The sequence below is a fragment of the Microbacterium maritypicum MF109 genome (assembly GCF_000455825.1).
Taxonomy (GTDB): domain Bacteria; phylum Actinomycetota; class Actinomycetes; order Actinomycetales; family Microbacteriaceae; genus Microbacterium; species Microbacterium maritypicum_A.
The window spans coordinates 180,339-205,884 of record NZ_ATAO01000217.1; the positions used below are offsets into that span (position 1 = coordinate 180,339).

Annotated in this window: 23 protein-coding genes; 16 read left to right on the forward strand and 7 right to left on the reverse strand. The window is 69.7% G+C overall.

All coding sequences use genetic code 11. The annotated features are described in order from the left end of the window. Positions 1–174 precede the first annotated feature (174 nt). Positions 175–5,715 carry a COG1361 S-layer family protein gene (locus L687_RS38715; protein ID WP_021201217.1) on the reverse strand — a complete coding sequence of 1,847 codons (5,541 nt, stop codon included), beginning with the start codon at positions 5,713–5,715 and terminating at the stop codon, positions 175–177. 149 nt (positions 5,716–5,864) lie between these two features. Here L687_RS38715 and L687_RS38720 point away from each other — a divergent pair, with 149 nt between their 5' ends. The 3 genes from L687_RS38720 to L687_RS38730 all read left to right on the forward strand — a co-directional run bounded on the left by L687_RS38720 (position 5,865) and on the right by L687_RS38730 (position 9,218). Further along, positions 5,865–7,148 (forward strand): M18 family aminopeptidase, encoded by a 1,284-nt coding sequence (locus L687_RS38720; RefSeq protein ID WP_021201218.1) that lies wholly within the window; start codon positions 5,865–5,867, stop codon positions 7,146–7,148. A 67-nt stretch (positions 7,149–7,215) separates the two neighbouring features. Continuing rightward, positions 7,216–8,658 carry a purine-cytosine permease family protein gene (locus tag L687_RS38725; protein WP_021201219.1) on the forward strand — a complete coding sequence of 481 codons (1,443 nt, stop codon included), beginning with the start codon at positions 7,216–7,218 and terminating at the stop codon, positions 8,656–8,658. Next, positions 8,655–9,218, forward strand: a complete 564-nt coding sequence (locus tag L687_RS38730; protein WP_021201220.1) for a cysteine hydrolase family protein — start codon at positions 8,655–8,657, stop codon at positions 9,216–9,218. The genes L687_RS38725 and L687_RS38730 overlap by 4 nt, the downstream gene beginning before the upstream one ends. Positions 9,219–9,233: 15 nt before the next feature. Here L687_RS38730 and L687_RS38735 read toward each other — a convergent pair whose 3' ends face one another. Then, complete coding sequence (locus tag L687_RS38735) at positions 9,234–9,944, reverse strand: MBL fold metallo-hydrolase (protein ID WP_021201221.1); 711 nt, start codon at positions 9,942–9,944, stop codon at positions 9,234–9,236. Between the two features lie 82 nt (positions 9,945–10,026). Here L687_RS38735 and L687_RS38740 point away from each other — a divergent pair, with 82 nt between their 5' ends. Beyond that, positions 10,027–10,551 carry a TetR/AcrR family transcriptional regulator gene (locus L687_RS38740; RefSeq protein ID WP_021201222.1) on the forward strand — a complete coding sequence of 175 codons (525 nt, stop codon included), beginning with the start codon at positions 10,027–10,029 and terminating at the stop codon, positions 10,549–10,551. A 70-nt stretch (positions 10,552–10,621) separates the two neighbouring features. On the opposite strand, the gene L687_RS38745 is transcribed toward L687_RS38740, so the two are convergent. Together L687_RS38745 and L687_RS38750 are read right to left on the reverse strand one after the other, a co-directional pair. After that, positions 10,622–11,995: a pyridoxal phosphate-dependent decarboxylase family protein gene (locus tag L687_RS38745; protein WP_021201223.1), complete on the reverse strand. Its 1,374-nt coding sequence runs from the start codon at positions 11,993–11,995 to the stop codon at positions 10,622–10,624. A 10-nt stretch (positions 11,996–12,005) separates the two neighbouring features. Then, positions 12,006–12,692 carry a TetR/AcrR family transcriptional regulator gene (locus L687_RS38750; protein WP_046399016.1) on the reverse strand — a complete coding sequence of 229 codons (687 nt, stop codon included), beginning with the start codon at positions 12,690–12,692 and terminating at the stop codon, positions 12,006–12,008. A gap of 68 nt (positions 12,693–12,760) precedes the next feature. Between L687_RS38750 and L687_RS38755 the strand changes: the two genes are divergently transcribed. From L687_RS38755 to L687_RS38780, 6 genes are all read left to right on the forward strand, one after another. Further along, complete coding sequence (locus L687_RS38755; RefSeq protein WP_021201225.1) at positions 12,761–13,801, forward strand: agmatine deiminase family protein; 1,041 nt, start codon at positions 12,761–12,763, stop codon at positions 13,799–13,801. Then, positions 13,801–15,516, forward strand: a complete 1,716-nt coding sequence (locus tag L687_RS38760) for an amidase (RefSeq protein ID WP_021201226.1) — start codon at positions 13,801–13,803, stop codon at positions 15,514–15,516. Before L687_RS38755 ends, L687_RS38760 begins: the two co-directional genes overlap by 1 nt. Positions 15,517–15,579: 63 nt before the next feature. After that, positions 15,580–16,431 carry a tryptophan 2,3-dioxygenase gene (locus L687_RS38765; RefSeq protein WP_021201227.1) on the forward strand — a complete coding sequence of 284 codons (852 nt, stop codon included), beginning with the start codon at positions 15,580–15,582 and terminating at the stop codon, positions 16,429–16,431. Next, positions 16,431–17,384 carry a hypothetical protein gene (locus L687_RS41670; protein WP_021201228.1) on the forward strand — a complete coding sequence of 318 codons (954 nt, stop codon included), beginning with the start codon at positions 16,431–16,433 and terminating at the stop codon, positions 17,382–17,384. The genes L687_RS38765 and L687_RS41670 overlap by 1 nt, the downstream gene beginning before the upstream one ends. Position 17,385: 1 nt before the next feature. Then, complete coding sequence (locus L687_RS38775; RefSeq protein WP_021201229.1) at positions 17,386–18,624, forward strand: kynureninase; 1,239 nt, start codon at positions 17,386–17,388, stop codon at positions 18,622–18,624. After that, positions 18,614–19,435 carry a PaaX family transcriptional regulator gene (locus L687_RS38780; protein ID WP_021201230.1) on the forward strand — a complete coding sequence of 274 codons (822 nt, stop codon included), beginning with the start codon at positions 18,614–18,616 and terminating at the stop codon, positions 19,433–19,435. Before L687_RS38775 ends, L687_RS38780 begins: the two co-directional genes overlap by 11 nt. 95 nt (positions 19,436–19,530) lie before the next feature. Here the strand turns inward: L687_RS38780 and L687_RS38785 are convergent, their stop codons facing one another. Further along, positions 19,531–20,016 (reverse strand): FBP domain-containing protein, encoded by a 486-nt coding sequence (locus tag L687_RS38785; protein ID WP_021201231.1) that lies wholly within the window; start codon positions 20,014–20,016, stop codon positions 19,531–19,533. A gap of 297 nt (positions 20,017–20,313) precedes the next feature. Here L687_RS38785 and L687_RS38790 point away from each other — a divergent pair, with 297 nt between their 5' ends. After that, entirely contained in the window at positions 20,314–20,661 is a 348-nt protein-coding gene (locus L687_RS38790) for a hypothetical protein (protein WP_021201232.1), read from the forward strand. Between the two features lie 53 nt (positions 20,662–20,714). On the opposite strand, the gene L687_RS38795 is transcribed toward L687_RS38790, so the two are convergent. Beyond that, entirely contained in the window at positions 20,715–21,116 is a 402-nt protein-coding gene (locus L687_RS38795) for a hypothetical protein (RefSeq protein WP_021201233.1), read from the reverse strand. A gap of 191 nt (positions 21,117–21,307) precedes the next feature. On the opposite strand from L687_RS38795, the gene L687_RS38800 reads away from it, so the two are divergent. After that, positions 21,308–21,514 carry a CsbD family protein gene (locus tag L687_RS38800; RefSeq protein ID WP_017829324.1) on the forward strand — a complete coding sequence of 69 codons (207 nt, stop codon included), beginning with the start codon at positions 21,308–21,310 and terminating at the stop codon, positions 21,512–21,514. A gap of 75 nt (positions 21,515–21,589) precedes the next feature. Here L687_RS38800 and L687_RS42910 read toward each other — a convergent pair whose 3' ends face one another. Continuing rightward, complete coding sequence (locus L687_RS42910) at positions 21,590–21,754, reverse strand: hypothetical protein (RefSeq protein ID WP_017201713.1); 165 nt, start codon at positions 21,752–21,754, stop codon at positions 21,590–21,592. Positions 21,755–21,877: 123 nt separating this feature from the next. Between L687_RS42910 and L687_RS38805 the strand changes: the two genes are divergently transcribed. The 4 genes from L687_RS38805 to L687_RS38820 are packed head-to-tail and all read left to right on the forward strand — an operon-like array spanning position 21,878 to position 25,535. Beyond that, complete coding sequence (locus L687_RS38805; protein WP_021201234.1) at positions 21,878–22,144, forward strand: DUF7218 family protein; 267 nt, start codon at positions 21,878–21,880, stop codon at positions 22,142–22,144. 8 nt (positions 22,145–22,152) lie between these two features. Beyond that, complete coding sequence (locus tag L687_RS38810) at positions 22,153–23,250, forward strand: carboxylate-amine ligase (RefSeq protein WP_021201235.1); 1,098 nt, start codon at positions 22,153–22,155, stop codon at positions 23,248–23,250. Between the two features lie 60 nt (positions 23,251–23,310). Then, the gene (locus L687_RS38815; RefSeq protein ID WP_021201236.1) at positions 23,311–24,708 is read left to right on the forward strand and encodes an MFS transporter; all 1,398 of its coding nucleotides are present in this window, start codon (positions 23,311–23,313) and stop codon (positions 24,706–24,708) included. Then, positions 24,705–25,535: an endo alpha-1,4 polygalactosaminidase gene (locus L687_RS38820; RefSeq protein WP_021201237.1), complete on the forward strand. Its 831-nt coding sequence runs from the start codon at positions 24,705–24,707 to the stop codon at positions 25,533–25,535. The genes L687_RS38815 and L687_RS38820 overlap by 4 nt, the downstream gene beginning before the upstream one ends. The last annotated feature ends 11 nt before the right edge of the window (positions 25,536–25,546 follow it).

Genomic DNA, 25,546 nt, shown 5'->3' on the forward strand with positions numbered 1-25,546 from the left:
GATGACGGCTCTCCTGTGGAGGAGGGCCGTGGCGCCGCTCGGACCAGACGGGCGCGAACCCCGGAACCCTAGGCGCTATCGGGACGAGCCTAACGCGATCGGATGAACGGCGGGGAAACGACGACGCGCCCCGCTCGATCATCGGGCGGGGCGCGTCGTGCGGATGGAGCGGCGTCAGACCTCGACGTCGCGGCGACGCACGCGGGCGATCAGCAGCACCACGGCCCCGACCGCGAGCAACGCGAGCGCCCAGCCGATTCCGGTGATCACGCCACCCGTGGCGGCGAGCCCGTTCAGGTCGACCGTCGCGGTGGCGGCAGCCGTGACCGTCACGGCCCCGCCGACGCCACTCGCCGTGGCCACGTTGACGACTGTGCTCGCCGCGATGTCCGCCGTGGTGAGGGCGTAGGTCACCGGACCGCAGCTCGCCGTGGCGCCGGGAGCGAGGGCGGGGATCGCGCAGTCGACGACGCCACCCAGCTTCGGGTCGTCGATCTTCACGTTCGTCAGCGTCACCGCTCCCGTGTTGGTGACGGTGAACCGGAAGGCGATGGTGTCGCCCGCGTTCATCTTCCCGTTGCGGTCGGCATCGACGTAGTCGCCGCCGGTCTTCGTCAGGGCGATGGCCGGCTGTGCCACGAGCGGGGTCACCACGGTGTCGGTCGCGACCGGCGGGATCTCCGAGGTGCCGGTTCCCGTGGCGGTGGCCGTGTTCTCGATCTCGCCCGCATCGATCTCGGCCTGCGTGAGCACGGCAGGGGCGCCGGCCGCGCAGACGGTCGACTCACCCGGGGCGAGCTCGGTCGCATCGCACGTGACCGCCGCCCCGAGGCGCGGGTCGCTGACCGTGACGCCTGTGAGGGTCGTCGTGCCCGCGTTCGTCACGGTGAACGTGTACGCGATGGTGTCACCGGCATCCGTGCGTCCGTTGCCGTTGGCATCGACCACGGCTGCCGCGGACTTCAGCAGCGTGATGTCGTCGGTGCCCGCGACGCGCACGTCGGCCTCGTCCTGGGCGTCGGCGCTGCCGTTGCGCGACTGCCCCTCGACGGTGGCCACGTTGTGCACGGTCCCGTCGTCGACGTTCTGCTGCGTGAGCACGTAGTCGACCGGCCCGCAGGTGACCTCGTCACCCGGACTCAGCTCGAGACCGTCGAGAGCGGCGCAGTCGACCCTGCCACCCAGCAGTGGGTCGTCGAGGACGATGTCGCGCAGCACCGTCGTGCCGCTGTTGCGGATCGTGAACGTGTAGCCGACCGTGTCACCGGCTCCTGCCCGACCGTCTTCCCCGAGCGCGATCGCTCCCGGGGTCTTGGTCAGCTCGATCGCGCTCGTGCCGGTGATCACGACGTCGGCCGATGCGTCGTCGCTGACTGGACCGAGCGGGCTGGTGCCGGTCGTCGTGGCGGTGTTGCGGACGATCTCGGCCTCGATGTCGGCCTGGGTCAGCGTGTACGTGAACGAGCCACAGTCCGAGGTGCCGCCCGGCGCGAGAGCACCGACTGCGCAGAGGGTTCCCGCACCGAGCATCGGGTCGGTGATCACCACACCCGTGAGGGTGGTGGTGCCGAGGTTGCGCACCGAGAAGGTGTAGTCGACCGTGTCACCGGCACCGATGAAGCCGTCGCCGTCGGCGTCGAGCACGCGCCCGACGTTCTTGAGCAGTTCGATCGCCGCGGTACCGGTGATGTCCACGTCCGCCTGCGCGGTGTCGGTCACCGTGCCGATCGGTGCGTTCGCCGTGACCGCGGCCTCGTTGTGCACGAGCCCGCCGTCGATGTCGGCCTGGGTGAGCGTGTAGGTGATCGGTGTGCAGGAGACCGACTGCCCCGGTGCGAGCGCGATTCCATCGAGCTCGGGGCACGCCACGGTTCCGCCGAGCATCGGGTCGGTGATCACCGCGTCGCGCAGCGTCGTCGTGCCGTTGTTCGTGACGGTGAACGTGTAGTCGATCGTGTCACCGGCTCCGACGGCGGAGTCGCCGTCCACGTCGACCACGGTCGACGGGTTCTTGGCGAGACTGATGCCGTTGGTCGCCGCGATCGTGACGTTCGCCTCGGCATCGTCGGTCGCGGGGCCCTGGGCCGACTCGGCCGTCACCGCGGCGGTGTTGCGCACCGTTCCGGCATCCACATCCGCCTGCGTGAGCGTGTACGAGACCGGCGCGCAGGTCACCGCGCCGCCCGGCGCCAAAGGTGCGGCGAAGGCCGCGCACGCCACCGCACCGCCGAGCAGCGGGTCGGTGATCGCGGCGCTGGTGAGCGTGACGTCGCCGGTGTTGCGGACCGTGAAGGTGTAGGCGACCGTGTCACCCGCACCGATGCGTCCGTCACCGTCGGTGTCGGTCGGAGCGCTGACGCTCTTGACGAGTTCGACCTGCGGCGTTCCCGAGACCGGAACGGTCACCGTCGACGTGTTGTCGCTCGGGTCGGGGTCAGGAGTGCTCGAGGTCACCGTCGCCGTGTTCGACAGCGTCGCACCCGCGATCGACGGGTCGACCGTGCCGCTCACCGTCGCGGTGAAGGTGGCGCCGACCGCGAGGGTCGGCTGCGTGCACGCGAGCTGCGATCCGGTGACCGTGCACCCGGGGGTGGCGGTCGACGGATTCAGCAGGCCAGCGGGAAGGGCATCGGAGACCGCGACGGCGGAAGCGATGCTCGGCCCGTTGTTGGTCACGACGAGCGTGTAGGTCACGGCGCCGTTGAGAGGAGCCGGGTTCGCCGAGATCGTCTTGACGATCGCGAGGTCGGCGGAGGGCGTGACGGTCACCGACGCGGTGCCGGTGTTGTTCGACGTGTCAGGATCCGGCGTACGCGAACTCGCCATCGCGGTGTTGGTCAGCTGTCCTTCCGCGTTGACGGTCGCGGTGACGGTGATCGTCTCGGAGTCGCCCGGCAGCAGGGTGCCCACCGTCCAGCGCGCGTCCTCCATCGACCACGTGCCTGTCGACGGCGTGGCTCCGGTGAGCATGAACCCGACGGGGAGCAGCTCGTCGAGCACCACGCCGGCGGCCGCCGACGGACCTTCGTTGGTGACCGTGACCTCGAACGTCGCGGTCCCGCCGAGCGGAACCGTCGGGGTCGAGGTCGTCTTGACGACGCTCACGTCGGCGTTCGGCGCGAGCGTGACGTCGACCGTCGAGGTGTTGTTGTCGGTGTTCGGATCCGGAGTCCCGGAGGTGGTCGTCGCGGTGTTCGACACCACGCCCGTCGCGGTCGTGCTCCACGTGCCCGTGACCTCGATCGCCACCGATCCCCCGGGAGCGATGTCGCCGAGCTCGCACCCGACCGTCCCTCCGACGATCGAGCAGCCCGGTCCGTTGACGACGACGTCGAGGAATCTCGCCGGGAGCGTGTCCGAGACCGAGGCGCCGCGGGCGACGGAGGGCCCCGCGTTCGCAACCCGGAGCGTGTACGTGAAAGAGCTCCCCGGCTCGCCCGTCGTCGGCGCCGTCTTGACGATGCTCAGGTCAGCGCTCTGGACGACCTCGACGTCGACCGAGCTGGAGTTGTTCGTGGTGTCCCGGTCGGCCGCGGGGGCCGCGACGGACGCGGTGTTCGTCACGGTGCCGACGGGTGCATCGGCGTCGACCAGAGCGTGCACGACCACGTTCGACGGTCCCCCGACGAGGAACGACGCCCAGGTGCACATGATCGAACTCGCGGTGGATGTGCACGTCGCGCCGGGCGGGGCGTCGACACCCGTCACCGAGAACCCTTCGGGCACGGTGTCGACGAGCGCCACGTTCACGGCGTCCGACGCACCGAGGTTGCGTACAGCGAGAGTGAAGTCGATCGTGTCGCCGGCCGAGACCTGCGCGGCGGAGGCCGTCTTCACGACGGCCATGTCGGCGATCACATCGGGCTGGAAGCTGGTCGACGAGACGTTGTTCGCCGGGTTCGTGTCGGTCGTGCTGGTCGTCACCGTCGCGGTGTTCTGCAGCACAGCGGTGGCGCCGGGGTTGATCTCCACCACGACGAAGGTTTCGACGGAGCTCGCGCCGGGGGCGAGCGTACCCACCTGGCAGGTGAGCATCGACCCCTGAGCCGTGCACGTGCCCTGGCCGGGATCGGCGCTGATGAAGGTCGTGTCCGGGTCCAGCGGGTCGGTGACCACGACGTTGCGCGCCTCGGACGGCCCGGCGTTGAAGACCGAGAGGGTGTAGGTCACCTGCTCGCCGGCGACCGGCGTGGACGGGGAGAACGTCTTGACGATCGACACGTCGGTCTGGGCGGACATCGTGCTGACGACGCTCGCGGTGTTGTTCGCGAGATTCGGATCGGTGCGGGTGCCCGAGACCGTGGCGGTGTTCGACAACGAGGCCCCGGGGTCGCCCGACGGGGAGAGCGTTCCGGTGATCTTGATCTCGGTGCTCTGCCCGACCGCCATGTCCGGTACGGCGCAGTTCACCGTCGCGGTGACGGTGCACGTCACGTCACCCGAGTCGACCGTGACGTTCGTGATGCCTGCAGGGATGGGGTCGGTGACCGTCACCCCTGTCGCAGTCTGCGGGCCGTTGTTCGTCACACCGATCGTGAACGTCACCGGCTGGCCGGCGACCAGCGGATCCGTGTCGATGCTCTTGGTGATCGCCAGGTCGGCGGCGGCGTTCACAGGGGTCTGGGTCTCCTGGCTGACCGAGGTGCGGTCCTGGCCGACGACGTTGTCGCGGAAGGCGACCCGTGCCTCATTGACGATCGTGGTCGCCGCGGCCGAGACATTGACCTTGGCGTCGAAGGTGTAGCTCGTGCTCGCTCCCACGCCGATGGACCCGCCTGCAGTGGCCGTACCCCCGTCACCGAGGCGCACCTGCACCGTGCGGCTCCCCGAGGTGTACGAGCCGCGGTCATCGCCGGCGGCGTCGGTGAGGGCACCCGTGCCCGCTCCGCTGATGATCTTGAGCGAGCCCGGGACGAAGTCGATCCCTGCGGCGAGCACGTCGGACGACACCGACTGCAGCGCCGGGTTCCCGCCGCCGTTGTTCGTGGTGACCGTGTAGCGCAGCGTGTCGCCCACCTCAGCGGTCGTGCCTCCGCGCGTCAGATTGGTCACCGACTTGTTCGTGATGAGACAGGGGCCGGTTCCGAAGGTGATGTCGTCGAGGAAGTTGCCGACGGAAGCGCTGCCACCAGCCGAGCTGACCGCCTCGAAGCCGAAGCGCGTCACCGTCTGACCCGCGGGAACGGTGTACGTGCCGGTGTGCGCGCCCCAGGCCGTGTTCCCGTCGGAGAGGTTGGGGCCGCTCTGCACGAGGGCTCCGGTCGGGGTGCCGATCACGACGCGCATGACGTCGGTCCCGGTGCGCCCGCGGTGCTTGAGCGACCACGACAGCGTCTGGCCCGGCGTCGTCGCCACGTCCTGATAGAGCCGGCTGGGGCTGTTCGCGTTGAGCTCGGCGAACTGCCGCCCCGCGGCGGCGGTGACGCCGTTGAATCCGCTGCTCCACAGCTCGATCTGGTTCAGGCTGTCGTTCGTGAACCACCCGGGGACCTGGTTCTCGTCGGGGAGCGACACCGAGGCGTTCGGGATCACCGGCGCCTCGAACCCGCCGTTGACGAGGGCGACCGTTCCCTGACAGCTGGTCGGGGTCTGCGCCGCCGATGCCGATGTCGGAGCGACCGCTTCGGTGACGACGGTGAGGCCAGCAGCCAGCAGCAGTACCGAAGTCGCCCCCGCGATGGCGCGACGAATGGACAGACGTGGGTGTGCACGCATGTGAAGTTCTCCCCGGTTCACGGAAGAGCCCGAACCGGCATCTCCCCCGCTGGAAGGCTAACCCGGGTGTAGCCGAAAGTGGTAGACCCGCCTTCGGACGAAGTCCCCGACTACGCTCGAAGCACCGCGTTCTCCAGGAAGGTCACGACATGCCCGTCACCCCCGCAGCCCTCGCCCACGCCGAGGACCTCGCCGACTTCGTCGCCGCCTCGCCCTCGAGCTACCACGCGGCGGCCGAGGTCGCTCGACGACTGGAGGAATCGGGGTTCACGCGGCTGCAGGAGGAAGACGAATGGCCTCTTCAGCCCGGTGGGCGCTTCGTGGTCGTGCGCGACGGCGCGGCGATCGCCTGGGTCGTGCCGTCGGACGCCGCGACCACCACGCCGGTGCAGATCTTCGGCGCGCACACCGACTCCCCCGGGTTCAAGCTCAAGCCGCAGCCGACCACCGGTTCGCGGGGCTGGCTGCAGGCTGCAGTCGAGGTGTACGGCGGACCGCTGTTGAACTCCTGGCTCGACCGCGAGCTGCGCCTCGCCGGGCGACTGGCGCTGGCCGACGGCCGTGTCGTGCTGGCGGACACCGGCGCCCTGCTGCGCCTGCCGCAGCTCGCGATCCACCTCGATCGCGGCGTCAACAACGGGTTGGCCCTCGACAAGCAGACCGAGACGCAGCCCGTGTGGGGGCTGGGCGACCCGACCGAGGCCGACATCCTCGCCGAACTCGCCGCAGCGGCCGACGTGGCAGCGTCCGAGATCCGGGGATACGACGTGGTCGTCGCCGACTCCGCACGCGGCGCGGTGTTCGGCAAGGACGACGCGTTCTTCGCCTCCGGCCGTCTCGACGACCTCGCCTCGGTGCACGCCGGCGTGGTCGCACTCGCGACGCACGAACCGTCCGCGGGCGCACCGATCGCGGTGCTCGCCGCGTTCGACCACGAGGAGCTCGGCTCGGAGTCCCGTTCCGGGGCCGCCGGCCCCTTCCTCGAAGACGTGCTCGAGCGCGTGTATTCGAGGCTGGGCGCCGATGGATCCGCGCGCCGTCAGGCGTATGCCTCGTCGTGGTGCCTGTCGAGCGACGTCGGACACTCGGTGCACCCGAACTACGCCGCCAAGCACGACCCCGTGGTGCAGCCGGTGCTCGGCTCGGGACCGATCCTGAAGATCAACGCCAACCAGCGCTATGCGACGGATGCGATCGGCACGGCGTCATGGCGGAGCTGGTGCGAGCGCGCAGGCGTCGCGACGCAGGAGTTCGTGTCGAACAACAGCGTGCCGTGCGGCTCGACGATCGGCCCGATCACGGCGACCCGCCTCGGCATCCGCACGGTCGACGTGGGCATCCCCATCCTCTCGATGCACTCCGCACGAGAGCTCGCCGGGGTCTCCGACCTGCACGATCTGGCCCGCACCGCGCAGTCGTTCTTCGCCGGCTGAGCACGCGGGCGGTTCCGGCCCACGCGAAGTCCGCCCGGCCGCGCCCCCGCAGTGCCAGGATGTGAGCATGACGGACATCAAGCCGGCCCTCATCGAGCGTGCGGGCATCGAGATCATCCCCGAATCCGAGCGCACCGCGAAGCCTCGTGACCTGTTCTGGCCGTGGTTCGCGGCGAACGTCTCGGTGTTCGGCATGTCGTACGGCTCGTTCGTGTTGGGCTTCGGCATCTCGTTCTGGCAGGCGACGCTCGTCTCGATCATCGGCATCGTGGTGTCGTTCCTGCTGTGCGGGCTCATCGCGATCGCCGGCAAGCGCGGCTCGGCGCCCACCATGGTGCTCTCCCGCGCGGCGTTCGGCGTGCAGGGCCAGAAGGTTCCGGGGATCGTCTCGTGGCTGACCTCGATCGGCTGGGAGACGTTCCTCGCGATCATGGCGGTACTCGCCACCGCGACCGTCATCACGCAACTCGGCGGTGACGGCGACAGCATCTGGCTGCGCATCGTCGCGACCGTCATCGTCGCAGCGCTGATCGTGACCGCCTCCGTGCTCGGCTATCACACGATCATGAAGCTGCAGTCGGTGCTCACCTGGATCACCGGCGTGGTCACCGTGGTCTACATCGTCCTCGCGGCGCCGGCGATCGACTTCTCCGCCGTGCTGGCCCGCCCCGACGGCGGTATCGGTCAGGTGATCGGCGCGCTCGTGATGGTGATGACCGGATTCGGGCTCGGCTGGATCAACATCGCCGCCGACTGGTCGAGGTACCAGAAGCGCACGGCGTCCGACGGGGCGATCGTCGCCTGGAACACGATCGGCGGCTCCGTGGCACCCGTGATCCTCGTGGTGTTCGGCCTGCTGCTCGGCGGCTCCGACGAAGACCTCATGAACGCGATCGCCGCCGACCCGATCGGCGCGCTCGCCTCGATCCTTCCTCCCTGGGTACTTGTGCCGTTCCTGCTGACGGCCGTGCTCGCGCTCGTCTCGGGCGCGGTGCTGGGCATCTACTCCTCCGGGCTCACCCTGCTCAGCCTCGGCATCCGCATCCCGCGCCCGTCGGCGGCCGCGATCGACGGCGTGATCCTGACGCTCGGCACGATCTTCGTGGTGTTCTTCGCGACCGACTTCCTGGGGCCGTTCCAGAGCTTCCTGATCACGCTCGGTGTGCCGCTCGCCTCGTGGGCCGGCATCCTGATCGCCGACATCCTGCGCCGCCGGAAGGACTATGACGAAGAGGCCCTGTTCGATCAGAACGGTCGTTACGGCGCGTGGGACTGGACATCGATCGGCACCCTGGTCGTCACGAGCGTGATCGGTTGGGGCCTGGTCGTGAACAACTTCGCCGAGGATGCCGCGTGGAACAACTGGCAGGGCTACCTGCTGTTCCTCATCGGCGGCAGGGACGGCGAGTGGGCATACGCGAACCTCGGGGTGTTCTTCGCGCTGGTGCTGTCGTTCCTCGTGACCTACGTCGCCAGGGCCGCGAAGATCCGGCGCCAGGAGGCCGTGTGAAAGCTCCGGCGGCCGGGGACACCTGGCTCGTGGTGATCGATCCGCAGGCGATCTTCGCCTCGCCGGAGTCTGCGTGGGGTTCACCTTTCTTCGCCGAGGCGATGCCGAGCATCCGCGCCCTGGCGGAGGCGTTCGGCGACCGCGTGCTCGTGACGCGCTGGGTGCCGACCGCCGATCGGTCCACCTCCTGGGGCGACTACTTCGCAGCCTGGCCGTTCGCCGACCAGCCGCCGGGCGACCCGCTGTTCGCCCTGGTGCCCGAAGCGATCGACCTCTCCCCGCATCCGAGCCTCGACCTGCCGACGTTCGGCAAGTGGGGCCCCGAGCTCGAAGCGGTGGTCGGTCGCGGAGGGCGCCTGGTGCTCGCCGGGGTCTCGACGGACTGCTGCGTAATCTCGACGGCTCTGGCCGCGGCCGACGCGGGTGCGCACGTCACGATCGCCGCGGATGCCTGCGCCGGCTCGACTGCGGAGAACCACGCGACCGCGCTGCACGTCATGGGACTGTATCCCCCGCAGATCACCGTGAGCGACACCGCCACCGTGCTCGGCAACCGCTGACGGTGGACGTGGGCCTCAGGCCGAGGCTCGCACGGCGGCGGCGATGTCGGTCGGGGAGCCGTGCCAGGGCGCGCCGTGACCCGGCAGCACCCAGGAGGCCGAGACCGCGGCCAGGCGGTCGAGCGAGGCGAGCGCCTCGTCGGGCTCGTCCGTGAAGGGCGCGGGCTGCGCCCCGGTCCGTCCCGTGAGCACGTGCCGAGTGGCCAGCGCGTCGCCGACGAACACCGCGTCGACGGCCGGCACGTGCACCGCGATGCTCCCCGGCGAGTGGCCGGGCATCCCGATGACGACCGGAGCACCGGGCAGATCCAGCACGTCGCCGTCGCCGACTTCCGTGACGACCGACACGTGATGTGTGCGCAGGGCGTTCTTGCGCAGGCCGTAGGCGAAGAAGCCGAGCGTGGGCCCGATCTTCGCCGGTCCCATCGCGGTCTTCGGCTTCTCCCCGGTGCGCACACGATGGCCGTCGGCCGCATGGATGAACACCGGCACTCCCGCCTCTGTGCGCAGCCGCTCGGCGAAGCCGATGTGATCGCCGTCGCCGTGGGTGAGGACGAGTCCGCGGATGTCGGACAGCGGGCGACCGAGCGCGGCGAGTTCGCGCTGCAGATCGTGCCAGTGCCCTGGCAGCCCCGCGTCGATCAGGGTGATGCCCTCGGGCAGGTCGATCAGGTACGAGGCGACGATGTCGTTGCCGAGGCGGTGCAGGTGCGGTGCGAGCTTCATGGCGGATCCTCTCGGGATGATTGCGATGGCTACGTTACGTAGCTATCATGGCTATTGTCAATAGCCATCCAGGGAGGATCCGATGCCGACACCGGAACGCACGTCCACCGACGAGATCGTCGCGGCCGGCCGGGAGATCCTCGAGGTCGCGGGACCTTCGGGCCTCACGATGCAGGCGGTCGCGAACAGGGTGGGCGTCCGCGCCCCCTCGCTCTACAAGCGGGTGCGGGACCGGCATGCTCTGCACGCCGCCGTCGCCACCGCGTCGATCGATGCGCTCACGGCGCGGCTCGAAGCCGCGGGCGACGACATCGGTGCGCTCGCTCATGCCTACCGCGACTTCGCGCACGCGCATCCAGAGGGCTTCCGGATCATGTTCACGATCGCGGCTCCGCATGACGCGCTGGAACGTTCGGCGGCACCCCTCATGCGCGCCGCCGCCTCCCTGGTCGGTGACGACGACGCGCTCGACGCCGCCCGTCTGTTCACCGCCTGGGCGACCGGCTTCCTGCAGATGGAGCTGTCCGGAGCGTTCCGACTCGGCGGCGACGTCGACCGCGCTTTCGAGTACGGCCTGCGTCGACTCATCGCCGGGATGGCCGGCTGAACCGCCACGGGTTCGATCACTGTCGCGCACCGGCATCCGCATCCGGAGTCGCGCACCGCGGGCCGCCGGGCTACTTCATCGTGTCGAGGATGCCGACGAGGTCTTCGAACGTGGTGAGGGGATTCAGGATGGCGAAGCGTGTGTTCGGACGCCCGGCATGGGAGCTGGGGACCACGAACGCCCGCTGCGAGTCGAGCAGGGCCGCCGACCATCGGTCGTAGTCGGCACGCTCCCAGCCGTCGCGCTCGAACACCACGATCGACAGCTGCGGGTCTCGCACCAGACGCAGCTCCGGACGTCGGGCGATCTCCGCGGCGATCCGTCGCGTCAGCGCGAGTCCGGCACTCACCGCCTCACGGTAGGCCGTGACCCCATAGGTCGCGACCGAGAACCACATGGGCAGGCCGCGCGGGCGACGCGTCAACTGGATGGAGTAGTCCGAGGGGCTGAACTCGTCGACGTCGGTGAGGATGTCGAGGTATTCGGCATGCTGCGTGTGCGCCCGGCGCCCGCTGTCGGGGTCGCGGTAGATCAGCGCGCAGCAGTCGAACGGTGCGAACAGCCATTTGTGCGGATCGACGATGACCGAGTCGGCGCGCTCGACGCCGGCGAAGATGTGCCGCGCTTCCGGCGCCAGCATCGCGGTGAGACCGTAGGCACCGTCGATATGCAGCCAGAAATCGAACTCGTCCTTGAGCGCCGCGATCCCCTCGATGTCGTCGACGATGCCGAAGTTGGTCGAGCCGCCGGTCGCGACGACCGCACAGATCTCGTCACCGTGCGCGAGGAGGGCTTCGCGCACGCCCTCCGCACGCAGCACGCCGTCGTCGCCCGCAGGAACCAGCAGCACGTCGGCATCCATCACCTTCGCGGCCGACTTGTTCGAGGAGTGCGCCTCGACGCTGCACAGGATCTTCCATCGGCTCGGCAGCTCCTTGCCGGCCGCGATCAGCCGCGCCTTCGCCGCCTCGCGCGCGGCGACCAGTGCCGAGAGGTTGCCGATCGTGCCGCCCTGCACGAACACTCCGCCCGCGGTCTCGGGCAGCCCGAACTCGCTCGCGAGCCACGACAGCACCTCGTTCTCGGCGTGCACGGCCCCCGCGCCCTCGAGCCAGCTGCCGCCGTAGAGTCCGGATGCCGACACGACGAGGTCGAACGCGATCGCCGCCATGGTCGGCGCTGTCGGGATGAACGACAGATACAACGGGTGACTCGTGGTCAGGCACGCCGGGGCGAGGACGTGCTCGAACACGCTGAGGGCACGCGCGGCCCCGAGTCCCGCATCGGTGATCGTGGGCCCGACGAGGCGGTTCAGCTCGGCCTCGGACTGGGGCTTGTCGAGCGGCACGTCGGCGGCGAGCATGCGACGACGCGAGTAGTCGAGCACGGCGTCGACGATCGCCGTCGATTCGGGCGAGGCCGCGTGCATGCGCACAGCATCCATGGGCGTTCCTTTACTTGTCATCAGATCGGGAGTCGGCAGATAGAGAGTCGGCGGGTGCGGTGTCGAGCGGTGCGATGTCGAGCGGTGCGGTGTCGAGCACGGCCGACAGTGCACGCCTGGCCAGGTCGGCGCGGTCGCGGGGCGCCCACTTCACGAGGGAGTGCGCGTTCATTCCGTCGACCATCGCGAGCAGCAGCCACGCGGCCATGTCGGCGCGGCCGGCCGCGATCGCACCGGTCGCCGCGGCCCGGGCGAAGATCTGCTCCAGCGCGCTCTGCCACGCGTCCATCTCCTGCCGCACGCGGGCGGCGAGCGCCTCGTTGCGAGCACCGAGCGCCCACGCCTGCACCCAGATCAGGGTGACGTCGTCGCGGTCGGCGTCGAGGAGTGTCTCGATCAGGCGCAGCAGACCGGCCCGCAGCGCGGCGGGGCCGTCGGCGCCATCGAACGCGGCGATCACCTCGTCGCGCTCAGCCGCCACGATCAGCCCGAACACATCGGCGACGAACGCGTCCATCCCCGGCCGGTAGTGCGCCACGAGCGCCGGAGTCACCCCGACGCGAGCGGCGACCGCCCGCACGGTGAGGCTCTCGAGACCACTCTCGCGCGCAAGGCCGATCGCGCCGTCGAGGATCGAGTGATCGCGCTCCTCCGGCGACATCCGGCGAGCGCCCGCACCTGTTGACGTGGTCTTCATCAGGGGTTACCGTAACACCTGTTGATCGCATGTTCAATAGAAGAACCGGCAGCAGCGAGGAGATCACGATGAGCTGGCGCATGCCCACCGAGACCGCACGTCACGAGCGCACCTGGATGGCGTTCCCTGCAGAGGGCGAGACCCTCGGCGACACCGACACGGCGCGCGAAGAGGGCTACGCCACCTGGACCGCCGTCGCCCATGCGGTCGCAGAATTCGAGCCCGTGTCGATGCTGGTCGACCCGAGCGAGGTCGACAGGGCCCGGCGCATGCTCAGCAGCAGCATCGAGATCGTCGAAGCGCCGGTCGACGAGTTCTGGATGCGCGATTCCGGGCCGACGTTCGTGGTCGACGACGACCGGCCGGGAGTGCTCGGTGCGGTCGACTGGATCTTCAACGGCTGGGGTGCGCCGGAATGGGCCGAGTGGCGCAAGGCCGCGCAGCACGCGCGCATCGTCGCCGGCGCCGTCGGGGCGGAGCTCGTGAGCTCCACACTCGTGAACGAGGGCGGCGGCATCCACGTCGACGGCGAGGGCACCGTGCTGCTCACCGAGACCGTGCAGCTCGACCCTCGGCGCAACCCCTTCGCCGACAAGCAGCGGATCGAGGCCGAGATGGCCCGCACTATCGGCGCGACCAAGGCCGTGTGGCTGCCCCGTGGGCTCACTCGCGACTACGACGACTTCGGCACGAACGGCCACGTCGACATCGTCGCCACCATCGTCTCGCCCGGGCGGCTGCTGCTGCACGATCAGCAGAACCCCGAGCACCCCGACCACGCCGTCACCCGTGAGCTGCGCGCCCTGCTCTCGGAGCAGACCGATGCCGCCGGACGCCGCTTCGAGGTGATCGACCTGCCCGCACCCTCCACGCTGACGGACCAGGAGGGGCCCGTCGACTGGAGCTACGTCAACCACCTGGTCACGAACGACGGCGTGGTGGCGTGCGGCTTCGGCGACGAGAAGGCGGATGCCGCGGCGCGCGAGATCCTCGCCGACGCCTACCCCGGACGCCGGGTCGTCACGGTGGATGCGCGCCCGCTGTTCGACCGCGGCGGAGGGATCCACTGCATCACTCAGCAGCAGCCCGCCCTCGACGGAAGCCACTGATGTTCGACGTGGTGGAGGCATCCATCGCCGAGCTGCGGCGCGCCCTCGAGACCGGCGAGACGACCGCGGTCGAACTCATCGACGCCTACCTCGCGCGCATCGCCGCCTTCGACGCCCCCGGCACGGCTACGGCGCTGAACGCCGTCGTCGTCGCCAACCCGGAGGCCCGTGCCGAGGCGGCGGCATCGGATGCTCGTCGCGCCCGCGGCGAGGCCCTCGGGCCCCTCGACGGCATCCCCTACACAGCGAAGGACAGCTACCTCGTGCGCGGCCTCACCGCCGCCGCGGGAAGTCCCGCTTTCGCGGAGCTCGTGGCCCAGCGCGATGCCTTCACGATCGAGCGGCTGCGTGCGGGCGGAGCCATCTGCCTCGGGCTCACGAACATGCCTCCGATGGCGAACGGCGGCATGCAGCGTGGTGCCTACGGTCGCGCGGAGAGTCCGTACAACGCGGCCTTCCTCACAGCGCCCTTCGCCTCCGGCTCGTCGAACGGCTCCGGCACGGCGACGGCGGCGAGTTTCGCCGCTTTCGGCCTCGGCGAGGAGACCTGGTCGAGCGGCCGGGGCCCCGCGACCAACAACGCGCTGTGCGCCTACACCCCCTCACGCGGCGTGATCTCGACCCGCGGGAACTGGCCTCTCGTGCCGACCATGGACGTCGTGGTGCCGCACACCCGCTCGATGGCCGATCTGCTCGAGGTGCTCGACGTGATCGTCGCCGACGACGCCGAGACCCGCGGCGACTTCTGGCGGGCGCAGCCGTGGGTCGAGCTGCCCGCCGCATCCGCCGTCCGCCCGGAGTCGTATCGCGCCCTCGCCGCGGACACGGCGCGCACGCTCGTCGGTGCACGCATCGGCATCCCCCGCATGTACATCAATGCGGACCCGGATGCCGGCAGCACCGAGAGCCCGGGCATCGGCGGCCCCACCGGCCGGCGCATCGACACACGGGCGAGCATCATCGCGCGCTGGGAGGCCGCCCGCCGCGACCTCACCGCTGCCGGAGCGACCGTGATCGAGGTCGACTTCCCCGTGGTGTCGAACTACGAGAGAGACCGTCCGGGGGCGCACACCATCGCGACTCGCGGCCTGGTGTCTCCCGAGTACCTGCACCGCGAGATCGTCGACCTCTCGGCGTGGGCGTGGGAGGACTTCCTGCAGGCGAACGGCGACCCGGGCCTGCGCTCGCTCGCCGAGGTCGACGGCGCCAGGATCTTCCCGCATCCGGAGGGCGCGCTTCCCGACCGTTACACCGGGTTCGACGACGATATCGCCGAGTATCCGGACTGGGTGCGCCACCATCCCGACGTCTCGTACAGGGACATGCCCGAGCTCGAAGACGGGCTGCGCGGTCTGGAGGAGACCCGCCGCCGTGACCTCGAGGTGTGGATGGATGTGCTGCGGCTCGACGCCGTGGTCTTCCCCGCGGTCGCCGACGTGGGGCCGGCCGACATGGACGTGAACCCGGAATCCGCCGACCTCGGCTGGCGCAACGGCGTGTGGATCGCGAACGGCAACCTCGCGATACGTCACCTCGGCATCCCGACCGTCACCGTGCCGATGGGACTGATGAGCGACATCGACATGCCGATCGGGCTGACATTCGCGGGACGGGCGTACGACGACACGCGACTGCTGCGTTTCGCCTCGGCATTCGAAGCGGCAGGCGGCCCTGGCACGCGTCGCACGCCGCCGACGCGCACCCCCGCGCTCTGAAAGAGCCGCCAGCGTGACATAACACTCCTGTGACGCTCGCCACGATAGTGATATGTTCGGCGCATGCACACCGAGAACGAACGCGCCCTCGAATCCGGTATCGTCACCGACCTCTCGGGGCGGATGACCTACGGCTCGTACCTGGCGCTCGACCAGCTGCTCACCGCGCAGCATCCGGTGAGCGCACCGCAGCACCACGACGAGATGCTGTTCATCATCCAGCACCAGACCACCGAGCTGTGGCTCAAGCAGCTGCTGCATGAGCTGTCCTCCGCTCGCGAGCTGCTCGCCCGCGACGACCTGCGCGAGGCCCTGAAGCGCATCGCCAGGGTCAAGCGCATCCAAGACGTGATGACGCAGCAGTGGTCGGTGCTCGCCACGCTCACCCCCACTGAGTACGCACAGTTCCGCGGGGCACTGGGCAACTCGTCGGGCTTCCAGTCCGTGCAGTACCGGGCGGTGGAGTTCGCCCTCGGCAACAAGAACGCGAAGATGCTGAGCGTCTTCGCCGACCACCCCGCCAATCTCGCTCTGCTCACCGCCGAATGGGAGAAGCCGACCCTGTACGACGAATTCCTGCGTTTCGCCGCCCGCCGTGGGCTGCCGATCCCGAGCTCGATCCTCCAGCGCGACGTGCGCGAGCCCTACCGGGAGATCCCTGAGCTGGTGCCGGCGATCCGCGAGATCTACCAGGACCCGAGCCGGTACTGGGACCTGTACGAGGCGTGCGAAGACCTGGTCGACCTCGAGGACAACTTCCAGTTCTGGCGCTTCCGGCACCTCAAGACCGTCGCCCGGACCATCGGAATGAAGGTCGGCACCGGTGGCTCCAGCGGGGTCGGATTCCTGCAGCGCGCGCTGGACCTGACGTTCTTCCCCGAGCTCTACACCGTGCGCACCGAGATCGGCAGCTGATGAAGGCCGCGACGTTCTTCGACGGGACCGCATGGCGCGAGGGCGTCGTCGAGCTCGCCGACGGGCGCGTGCGGCTGCGCGATGAGCGCCCCACCCCCGACCTCCCCCGCATCCCCGGCGCCATCACCGGCGGATTCACCGACCACCACGTGCACCTGCAGCTCGTCGCGCACGGCCTGCTGGCAGGGTCGCGCCTCGGCCGCGTGATCGACCTCGGCGGCAACCCCCAGGTGCTGAGCCGGCTCGCCGTGCAGGCGGTCGCGATCGACTATGCCGGCGCTTTCCTGACCGCTCCGGGCGGTTACCCCTCCGACCGCGACTGGGCACCGGAGGGCTCCGTCCGCGAGATCACCGACGCGGATTCCGCCGCCGCCGCGGTCGCCGGGATGGCGGCGGCCGGAGCCACCCGCCTCAAGGTCACCAGCAACAGCGCCGCAGGACCGGTGCTCTCCGACGACCTCTTCCGCGCGATCGTGCGGGCGGCCGACGAGCACGGCCTTGCGGTCGTCGCGCATGCCGAAGGGGCGGGCGAAGCGCAGCGCGTCGTGCGTCTCGGCGCCTCCCACCTGGCCCATGCCCCGTTCACGGAGCGCCTCGACGACGCGGAGATCGTGCGCCAGGCGGCCTCGGCCTCGTGGATCTCGACGCTCGCGATCCACGAAGACCCCGAGCGCGCGATCGCGATCGACAACGTGCGTCGCTTCCACGCCGCAGGCGGGACCGTGCTCTACGGCACCGATCTGGGCAACGGGCCGATGCCGGTCGACCTGAACCCGCGCGAGATCGCCGCCCTCCGCGAAGCCGGGCTCGACGACGCCGCCCTCCTGCGCGCACTCGCGCCCGGGGATCCGTTCGACCCCACCTCCGTGCTCCTCCTCATCCCGGGCGGAACCCCGTCGAGCGCCGATCCGCTCGACGCCCGCCCCCTCACCCCCGCAGACCTGAAGGTGTGACATGACCACGACATCCGCCCCCTCGCTCCTCGCGCACGCCCGCGCTCTCGACGCCGCCGATCCGCTGCGCGCCCACCTCGACGCGTTCGCCGAAGCCCCGGGCGTCACGGCCTACCTCGACGGCAACTCCCTCGGCCGACCGCTGCGCGACATGCCCGACAAGCTCGCCGCGTTCGTGCGCGACGACTGGGGAACACGGCTGATCCGCTCCTGGGACGAGCAGTGGATGGCGCTGCCGATGGAGCTCGGTGACCGCATCGGGCGGGTGGCGCTCGGTGCCGCTGCCGGGCAGACGGTCGTCGCCGATTCGACCAGCGTGCTCATCTACAAGCTCATGCGCGCCGCCGCGAGCGCCGATCCCACCCGCACCGAACTCGTGATCGAGGCCGGCAACTTCCCCACCGACCGGTTCCTCGCCGAGGGGGTGGCCGTCGAGACCGGGATGACTCTGCGCTGGCTCGAACCCGACCCGGTGCACGGGGTGACCGTCGCCGACGTCGAGGCCGTCGTCTCCGCACGCACCGCGCTGGTGTCGCTGAGCCATGTCGACTACCGCTCGGGCGCCCTGGCCGACATGCCGGGCATCACGGCTGCCGCGCATGAGGCCGGAGCACTGATGATGTGGGATCTGTGCCACTCCGCCGGCGTGGTCCCGATGCAGCTCGACGAGTGGGGTGTCGACATGGCCGTCGGCTGCACCTACAAGTACTTGAACGGCGGACCGGGCTCCCCCGCCTTCGCCTACCTCCGCCACGGACTGCAGGGGGTGCTGCGCCAGCCGATCCAGGGCTGGTGGAGCGCGGCCGACATCTTCGCGATGGGGCCGGAGTACGTACCATCGGGCGACATCCGCCAACTGCTCAGCGGCACGCCGCCGGTGACCTCGATGCTCGCGATGCAAGGCATGCTCGACCTCATCGAGCAGTCCACGGTCGAGGGAGTGCGGGCGAAGTCGCAGTCGCTGACCGATCTTGCGGTGCAGGCCTACGACGAGCTGCTCGCCCCTCTCGGCGTGCGACTGCTCAGCCCCCGCGACGCCGGGGGGCGCGGCGGTCATGTGACGATCGGCCACCCCGACTTCCGTGAGGTCACGCGGCGCCTGTGGGCGGACGGCATCATCCCCGACTTCCGGTTCCCGGATGGCATCCGCCTCGGCCTCTCCCCGCTCAGCACTTCGCACGTCGAGACGGTGACCGGCGTTCTCGCGGTGCGCGACGCGTTGGAGTCCGGTGATCTCTGACCCCGCCGTCGCACCCGTGCTCGACGACATCGATGCGCGCCCCGGCAGCACCGCCTCGCTGCTGCGGACGTTCATCGGCGTCTTCCTGCGCCCGCTCGGCGGATGGATCTCGACGGCCGACCTGGTCGCCTTCGCCGGCGACCTGGGCATCGAAGCGGCACAGGCACGCACGGGTGTCGCCCGCCTCAAGCAGAAGGGCCTGCTGCTCGCCTCGCGCGAAGAGCAGATCGGCTATCGCCTCAATCCCGCAGCCACCGGGATGCTGGAACGTGGGGATCGACGCATCTTCGAGATGCGGGAGATGACGGATGCCGACACCTGGTGCCTGGTGTCGTTCTCAATCCCAGAGAGCGCACGGAGCGTACGCCACCAGTTGCGTCGACGGCTGCAGTGGATCGGCGCGGGTGTCGTATCGCCGGCGCTGTGGATCTGTCCCGGCCACCTTCAGGCGGAGGTGGAGCAGATCCTCCAGGAACTCGACGTGCGCGGCTGGGCGACGCTGTTCCCGACATCCGTGCCCGTCCCCGCCGGCACGCTGATCGAGGCCGCGGCGCAGTGGTGGGACCTGGAGGCGCTGCGCGGCGAGCATCTCTCTTTCCAGGGCGCGCTCGCGACGCTGCCCGCCGAGCCGTTCGCCGCGTACGTGCAGCTGATCGACCGTTGGCGGGTGCTGCCGTACACCGACCCGGGGCTTCCCCCCTCGATGCTGCCGACCGATTGGCCCGGTCGTCGCAGCTTCGACGAGTTCGCCCGTCGGTCGGCGGAGCTGGCCGCACCCGCCTGGGCGCATGTGCGCGCCCGGATCACCTAGTTCCGTCATCCACCCCGCCGTTCCGGTCGCACTTTCCGTCGCCTGCGCGCCTCGCGGGCGACAGGAAGTGCGACCGGAGCAATCCGAAGCCGGGATCAGCCCGCGACCTCGGCGAGGAAGCCGGCCACGTGCTCCTGCAGTCGCAGGATGCGCAGGTCGCGCGCGAACTCGCGGTCGAACCCCTGGTAGGCCAGGGGCGGCAGGATGCGGACATTGTGGTTGCAGCCGAACTCGGCGCAGGTGAGCACGCCCACGCTGTCGCCCTTGCGTCCGGCCGGCCCGGCCTTGCGCGCGACGTACAGCTGCACGTCGTTGCGGAGCGTGACGTCTTCGCACCATGAGCATTGCGCCCGCGCGATCACGCGCTGTTCGGCGCGCTGCAGGAAGACGCCGACCGGGGCGTCGTCGACCCAGCTGACGACGTAGGCCCGGCGGGGCATCCTCGGGTCAGCCCAGCCGAGGAAGTCGAGGCGATCGAAGTCGATCTCGGCGAAGCCGTGCGGCAGGGTCAGGTCGGAGACCTCCTTGCGGGAGGCGTTGAGGAAGGAGGCGCGGATGCCGCGCTCGTCGATGGGACGCATGAGAATGAGTGCTTTCGGGGTGGTCGCCGCGAGGGCGAGTCGATGGGAGGAAGGTCCCGGACGCGGATGCCGGGTACGTCACGACACCGGGGACGGGGGTTCCGCCTCCGGTGGGTCCTCAGCCTCTGTCTGCGGCGCGGAAGGCGCCTGCAGCTCCGTTCTGCGCCCCGTGGGCGCTCATCGACGACAGCACCCGGCGAGCTTACACCCGTTTGTTTCACTCCGTGTCGGCCCGCCTGGGCGCAGCGCGAAGGGCGTCTTAGTCTTTCCGGAACGTCCGACCAGAAGGAGACCACCGTGTCCACGCCGCTGAACCGCCTTTCGCCCCTCCCGGTGCGTGAGCGTGCGGCGTGCATGTGCAGCCACGGCGGCCGGTGCTCCTCCTTCGCCCCCGGCCATGCTCTGCACCTCATCCAGGCACGCATCGCCTCGGCGACGCCCACGGAGTGGGTCGACGCCCTGGTCGAGTCTGCCGACGCGGTATCGGGAGACCTCGTGGTGCGCACACTCGACGGCGAAGCGCACGATCTGTGGAACGGCTCCGGCGCCGCGCTCGAAGCCGCTCCGGGCACCCCCGTCGCACTCCACGCGCGCTACGGCGTGCTGGCCGTCGGCGGCACGCAGTTCAACGTCGCAGCCGTCTGATCGCGCCCTGAGCCCGCCCCCGGTCCAGGGCGCTCAGGTTCAGGCGTTCCGGTTCAGGCGCTCGCCATCAGCATGTCCTTCATGGCGGTGCAGGCATCCATGCAGGCCTGGCACGCCTGAGCGCACATCCGGCAGACGTCGCTCTCGTCGGCATGCCGCCCGCACGCGTCCATGCACGTCCTGCACATCGCGATGCAGGCGTTCAGCATCGCCATCATCGACGCCGGGGTCATGCCCTGCATCCGCATCATCGACCGCATCATGGTGTTGCACATGTCGGCGCAGTTCATGCACGCCGGTGAGCAGTCCATCATCTGCGTCGAGCACACCGTGCAGGCCTGCTCGCAGGCAGCGCACGCATCCATGCACGCCTGCATGACGGCCATGTCCATCATCTGCATGTCGGGCATCGACTCCATGTTCTTCGACATGGCGCCCATCATCATCGAGTCCATCGCACACCGCTTCCTTGGTCGAGGTCCGCGGGCAGGACCACCCGCCTGGCGCCAGGCTAGTCCTTCCCGGTGCATGAGTCGATGGGCGCCGAACGTTGTCATGGTGCGAGCCGATTGTCAATCCCGTGGCCGCTTCTCCGCAGGAGTGAGAGTGTCGGAAGCAATCGATCCGCCTACGAGAGGAGCCGCACATGAGTGCCGCAGACGACATCAAGAACGCCGCCGAGAAGGCCGCCGGAAAGGTCAAGGAAGGCGTCGGAAAGCTCACCGACAACGAGAAGCTCGAAGCCGAGGGCAAGGCGGATCAGGTCAAGGCCTCCGCCAAGCAGGCCGGCGAGAACGTGAAGGACGCCGCGGGCAAGGCCGGCGACAGCGTCCGGGACGCGTTCGAGAAGTAAGACGCCCCACACACCGAAGAGGTGAGGCCCGCCGAACGGCGGGCCTCACCTCGATGGGTCAGACGTGTGGAGTCGTCAGACCTTGCGGCTGCCGCTGATCGCTCGGATCAACCAGGCGATCACAGCGATCGCGAGGAGGACGAGCCCGACCCACAGGAGGAACTGGAGCGACTGCACCAGTCCTCCGGTGATCGCAAGGATCACTGCGACGACGATGACGATGATCAGGAGGATGTTCATCGGTCTTTCCCTTCTTTCGGCAGGCGCGAACGCCCGACTGTGGTGCCTCCACGCTAGCCGTGGGAAGCGTTATGCCCGAGGGGGTTGACTTACCCCCTCCGAGTGCGCGAAGGAGACGAGCACATGCCAGGAAGACGCGACAACTCGCTGAAGGATCCCGAGCTGTACGAAGAGCTGAGGAAAGACGGCGCCTCGAAGGAGAAGGCCGCGCGCATCTCGAACGCCGCGGCGAAAGAGGGGCGCAGTGCCGTGGGGCGCCGCGGTGGCGAACACGGAGACTACGAGGATTGGACCGTGCCGGAGCTGCGCGCGCGTGCGAAGGAACTCGGTCTGACCGGCTACAGCGGCAAGCGGAAATCCGAGTTGATCTCCGCGCTCAGGAATCACTGAGGCCGCGGATGGCGCGCTTCGGCATCGAGGAGGAGTTCCTCTTCCTGGATGCGCACTCGCTGGTGCCCGTGACGCTCACCGCCGGCACTCGCGAGCGCATCACGCGCCTCAGGACGGGCGGAGAAGTAACGAGAGAGTACCTGACCTCGCAGATCGAGTGCCTCACCGAGCCGGTCACGACCGCGACGGACGCTGAAGCGCAGCTGGCCCATCTGCGCGGCCTCATCGGATGGCACGCCCAGGATCAGCATGCCATCGCCGCCGGCACCGGCACCCCGTTCGCCTCGACCCGGTCCTCCGCCGTATCGCCCTCGCCGCACTACGACGACGTCGCGTCGCAGCTCGGACATCTCACGCGCGACCACGAGGTCAACGGGCTGCACGTGCACGTCGAGGTCACCGACGACGAGGAGCGGGTCCGCGCCCTGAACCGGGTGCGCGGCTGGCTCCCCGTGCTGCTGGCGCTCACCGGGAACAGCCCGTTCGTGAACGGACGGGATTCCGACTTCGCCAGTTGGCGCAGCATCCTGATCCGTCGGCTGCCGTCGTCATGGGCCCCGCCATGCTTCCGCGACTACGACGACTATCGCTCGGGTGTGCAGCGTCTCATCGACGTCGGCGCGCTCACCGATGCGGCGTCGCTTTCATGGTCGGCCCGGATATCGGAGCGGTACCCGACCGTCGAGGTCCGGGTCTTCGACGCCCAACTGACGGCCGAGGACTCGGTGTCGGCCGCGCTCCTCTCCCGCGCACTCGTGCTCACCACCGATCTGCCGCTCGCCGACATCGGTGTCGACGGCATCGACGCCTCTCTGTGGACGGCGGCCCGTCGAGGGATGGACGCACGCCTGCTCGATCCGACGACCGGCGAGGCCGAAGACGCCTGGAAGCTCGCCGACCGCATGCTGTCCGCGATCGCTCCCACGCTCCGCGAACTCGGCGACGAGGATCGGGTCCGCGATGGCATCGATCGGCTGCGCACCGACGGGTCCGGTGCGCAGCGCCAGCGCCGCGCCGTCGCCGAGGGCGGGACGCGTGCCCTCGGCGATCTTCTCCGCGCAGGGACAGCCGCACCGCTTCCCGCCCCCGCAGAGCAGCCGGCCTGATCTTCACCGGCCCCGATCTTCGCCGGCCCCGACGTCCGACGACGACGGTATGGTCGGCCTGTGGCCTCCTTCGCCCCGCTCCAGCGCCTCGTGATCTCGATCGCGGTGCTCGCGTCGTTCGTGACGTTCCTCGACGGCACGGTCGTCAACGTGGCGCTGCCCGCGATCAGTCGCGAACTCGGAGGCGGCATCACCACCCAGCAGTGGGTCGTCGACGCCTATCTGATCACTCTGAGTGCCCTGATCCTGCTGGCCGGATCGGTGTCGGACGCCTACGGCCGGGTGCTGGTGATGCGTATCGGGCTGATCGCGTTCGGCGTGGCATCCATCGCCGTGGCCGCGGCATTCGATCCACTCGTCCTGATCATCGCCAGGGCCGCGCAGGGGGCCGCCGGTGCGCTGCTGGTGCCGAGCTCGCTCGCACTGATCACCGCGACCATGCGCTCCGACGTGCAGTCGAGGGCGATCGGCGTCTGGACGGCGTTCACCACGGGAGCACAGCTGGTCGGTCCACTGCTGGGCGGATTGTTCGTCGACTACCTGTCCTGGCGCTTCGTCTTCCTCATCAACGTGATCCCGATCGGCATCACTCTCCTCCTGCTCTCCCGTCTTCGTCTGCCCGAGCATCCCCGTGGCATCACGGTCGACTGGTGGAGCGGGGCGCTGTGCGCGGTCGGACTCGGCGCCGTGGTCTTCGCACTCATCGAACAGCCGAATCTGGGGTGGCAGTCGCCCGCGATCTGGATTCCGGCCGTGGCCGGCGCCGCCCTGTTCGCCCTGTTCCTGTGGCGTCAGCAGCATTCGGCGTCGCCCCTCATGCCCCTGTGGCTGTTCCGGGTGCGCGACTTCGGCTGGGGCAACCTCGCCACCTTCTTCGTGTATGCGGCCCTGTCGCTCAACGGCTTCGTCGTCGGCGTCTACCTGCAGCAGGGGGCGGGCCTCAGCGCGACCGCCGCGGGATTGGCCAGCCTGCCCATGACCATCCTGATGATCCTCGTCAGCTCGCGCGCGGGCCAGTGGGCCGGCCGGTGGGGACCGCGCATCTTCATGACGGTCGGACCGCTGCTCATGGCCGTCGGCGCCCTCATGCTGCTTCTCGTCTCGGTCGACTTCGACTACTGGTGGCAGGTGCTGCCGGCGATGATCGTGATGGGCCTCGGGCTCTCGCTCACGGTCGCTCCGCTCACGGCCGCGATCCTCGGAGCGATCGACGAGAACCACTCGGGTATCGCCTCGGCCGTCAACAACGCCGTCTCGCGTGTCGCCGGGCTGCTCGTGGTGGCGATGCTGTCGACGATCGTCGGCGGTGCGCTCGACCTCGACGGGTTCCACAGCGCGGCATGGGTCACGGCGACGCTGCTCGTGATCGGCGGCGTGGTGTCGTGGATCGGCATCCGCCGCAATCCGGCCGAACCGGCACCGGCCGACGCGGCCGCGACCGGACCCGTGCGTCGATGACCGTGTCCGCACTCGCGCGAGGCCGATGGGCCGGTCTGATCGTCGTCGGAGCGCTCGCGCTGACGGCCTGCTCCCCCGCGCCGGCGCATCCGCCTTCGTCGGGCGTCACCCTTCCGCCCTCCGGCGCGGTGCCCGACTACCAGCTGGGCGGAGCCTACGCACCGGACCCCGAGGTCGGCATCGTCGGGCGGGACCGGAGCGCCGAGCCCGTACCCGGCGTGTACTCGATCTGCTACGTGAACGGCTTCCAGACGCAGCCGGGCGAACTCGCAGACTGGCCGCGCGATCTGCTGCTCCAGCGCGGGGGCGAGGTCGTGTTCGATCCGGACTGGCCGGACGAGGCGCTGCTCGACACCTCGACCGCGGAGCATCGAGACAGGATCTCCGAGATGGTGAAGCCCTGGATCGACGAATGCGCGGATGCCGGCTTCGACGCGGTGGAATTCGACAACCTCGACTCGTACTCACGGTCCGATGGTTCCCTCTCGTTCGACGGCAACCTGGCACTGGCCTCGCTCCTCGTCGATGCCGCCCACACCGCGGGGCTCGCCGCCGGGCAGAAGAACGCCGCCGAGGACGCGGCTCCGCTCCGCGCGCGGGCCGATTTCGACTTCGCCGTCACCGAGGAATGCGCCGCGTACGAGGAGTGCGAGGCCTACACGTCGGTCTACGGCGACCACGTCATCGACATCGAGTACGCCGACGAGCTCCCGCGGTCCTTCGCCGAGATGTGCGCCGACGACGCCTCTCCCGCCGCGATGGTGCTCCGCGACCGCGACCTCGTCACCCCGGACGACGGCGCCTACGTGTTCGAGACCTGCGGCTGAGCGATCCGGCT

Coding starts and splice junctions, on each gene's coding strand:
- L687_RS38775 (WP_021201229.1), top strand. CDS start 17,386: ATGACCACGACATCCGCCCCCTCGCTCCTCGCGCACGCCCGCGCTCTC.
- L687_RS38750 (WP_046399016.1), bottom strand. CDS start 12,692: ATGAAGACCACGTCAACAGGTGCGGGCGCTCGCCGGATGTCGCCGGAG.
- L687_RS42910 (WP_017201713.1), bottom strand. CDS start 21,754: ATGAACATCCTCCTGATCATCGTCATCGTCGTCGCAGTGATCCTTGCG.
- L687_RS41670 (WP_021201228.1), top strand. CDS start 16,431: ATGAAGGCCGCGACGTTCTTCGACGGGACCGCATGGCGCGAGGGCGTC.
- L687_RS38760 (WP_021201226.1), top strand. CDS start 13,801: ATGTTCGACGTGGTGGAGGCATCCATCGCCGAGCTGCGGCGCGCCCTC.
- L687_RS38735 (WP_021201221.1), bottom strand. CDS start 9,944: ATGAAGCTCGCACCGCACCTGCACCGCCTCGGCAACGACATCGTCGCC.
- L687_RS38810 (WP_021201235.1), top strand. CDS start 22,153: ATGGCGCGCTTCGGCATCGAGGAGGAGTTCCTCTTCCTGGATGCGCAC.
- L687_RS38715 (WP_021201217.1), bottom strand. CDS start 5,715: ATGCGTGCACACCCACGTCTGTCCATTCGTCGCGCCATCGCGGGGGCG.
- L687_RS38800 (WP_017829324.1), top strand. CDS start 21,308: ATGAGTGCCGCAGACGACATCAAGAACGCCGCCGAGAAGGCCGCCGGA.
- L687_RS38740 (WP_021201222.1), top strand. CDS start 10,027: ATGCCGACACCGGAACGCACGTCCACCGACGAGATCGTCGCGGCCGGC.
- L687_RS38755 (WP_021201225.1), top strand. CDS start 12,761: ATGAGCTGGCGCATGCCCACCGAGACCGCACGTCACGAGCGCACCTGG.
- L687_RS38820 (WP_021201237.1), top strand. CDS start 24,705: ATGACCGTGTCCGCACTCGCGCGAGGCCGATGGGCCGGTCTGATCGTC.
- L687_RS38725 (WP_021201219.1), top strand. CDS start 7,216: ATGACGGACATCAAGCCGGCCCTCATCGAGCGTGCGGGCATCGAGATC.
- L687_RS38795 (WP_021201233.1), bottom strand. CDS start 21,116: ATGGACTCGATGATGATGGGCGCCATGTCGAAGAACATGGAGTCGATG.
- L687_RS38765 (WP_021201227.1), top strand. CDS start 15,580: ATGCACACCGAGAACGAACGCGCCCTCGAATCCGGTATCGTCACCGAC.
- L687_RS38745 (WP_021201223.1), bottom strand. CDS start 11,995: ATGGATGCTGTGCGCATGCACGCGGCCTCGCCCGAATCGACGGCGATC.
- L687_RS38785 (WP_021201231.1), bottom strand. CDS start 20,016: ATGCGTCCCATCGACGAGCGCGGCATCCGCGCCTCCTTCCTCAACGCC.
- L687_RS38720 (WP_021201218.1), top strand. CDS start 5,865: ATGCCCGTCACCCCCGCAGCCCTCGCCCACGCCGAGGACCTCGCCGAC.
- L687_RS38805 (WP_021201234.1), top strand. CDS start 21,878: ATGCCAGGAAGACGCGACAACTCGCTGAAGGATCCCGAGCTGTACGAA.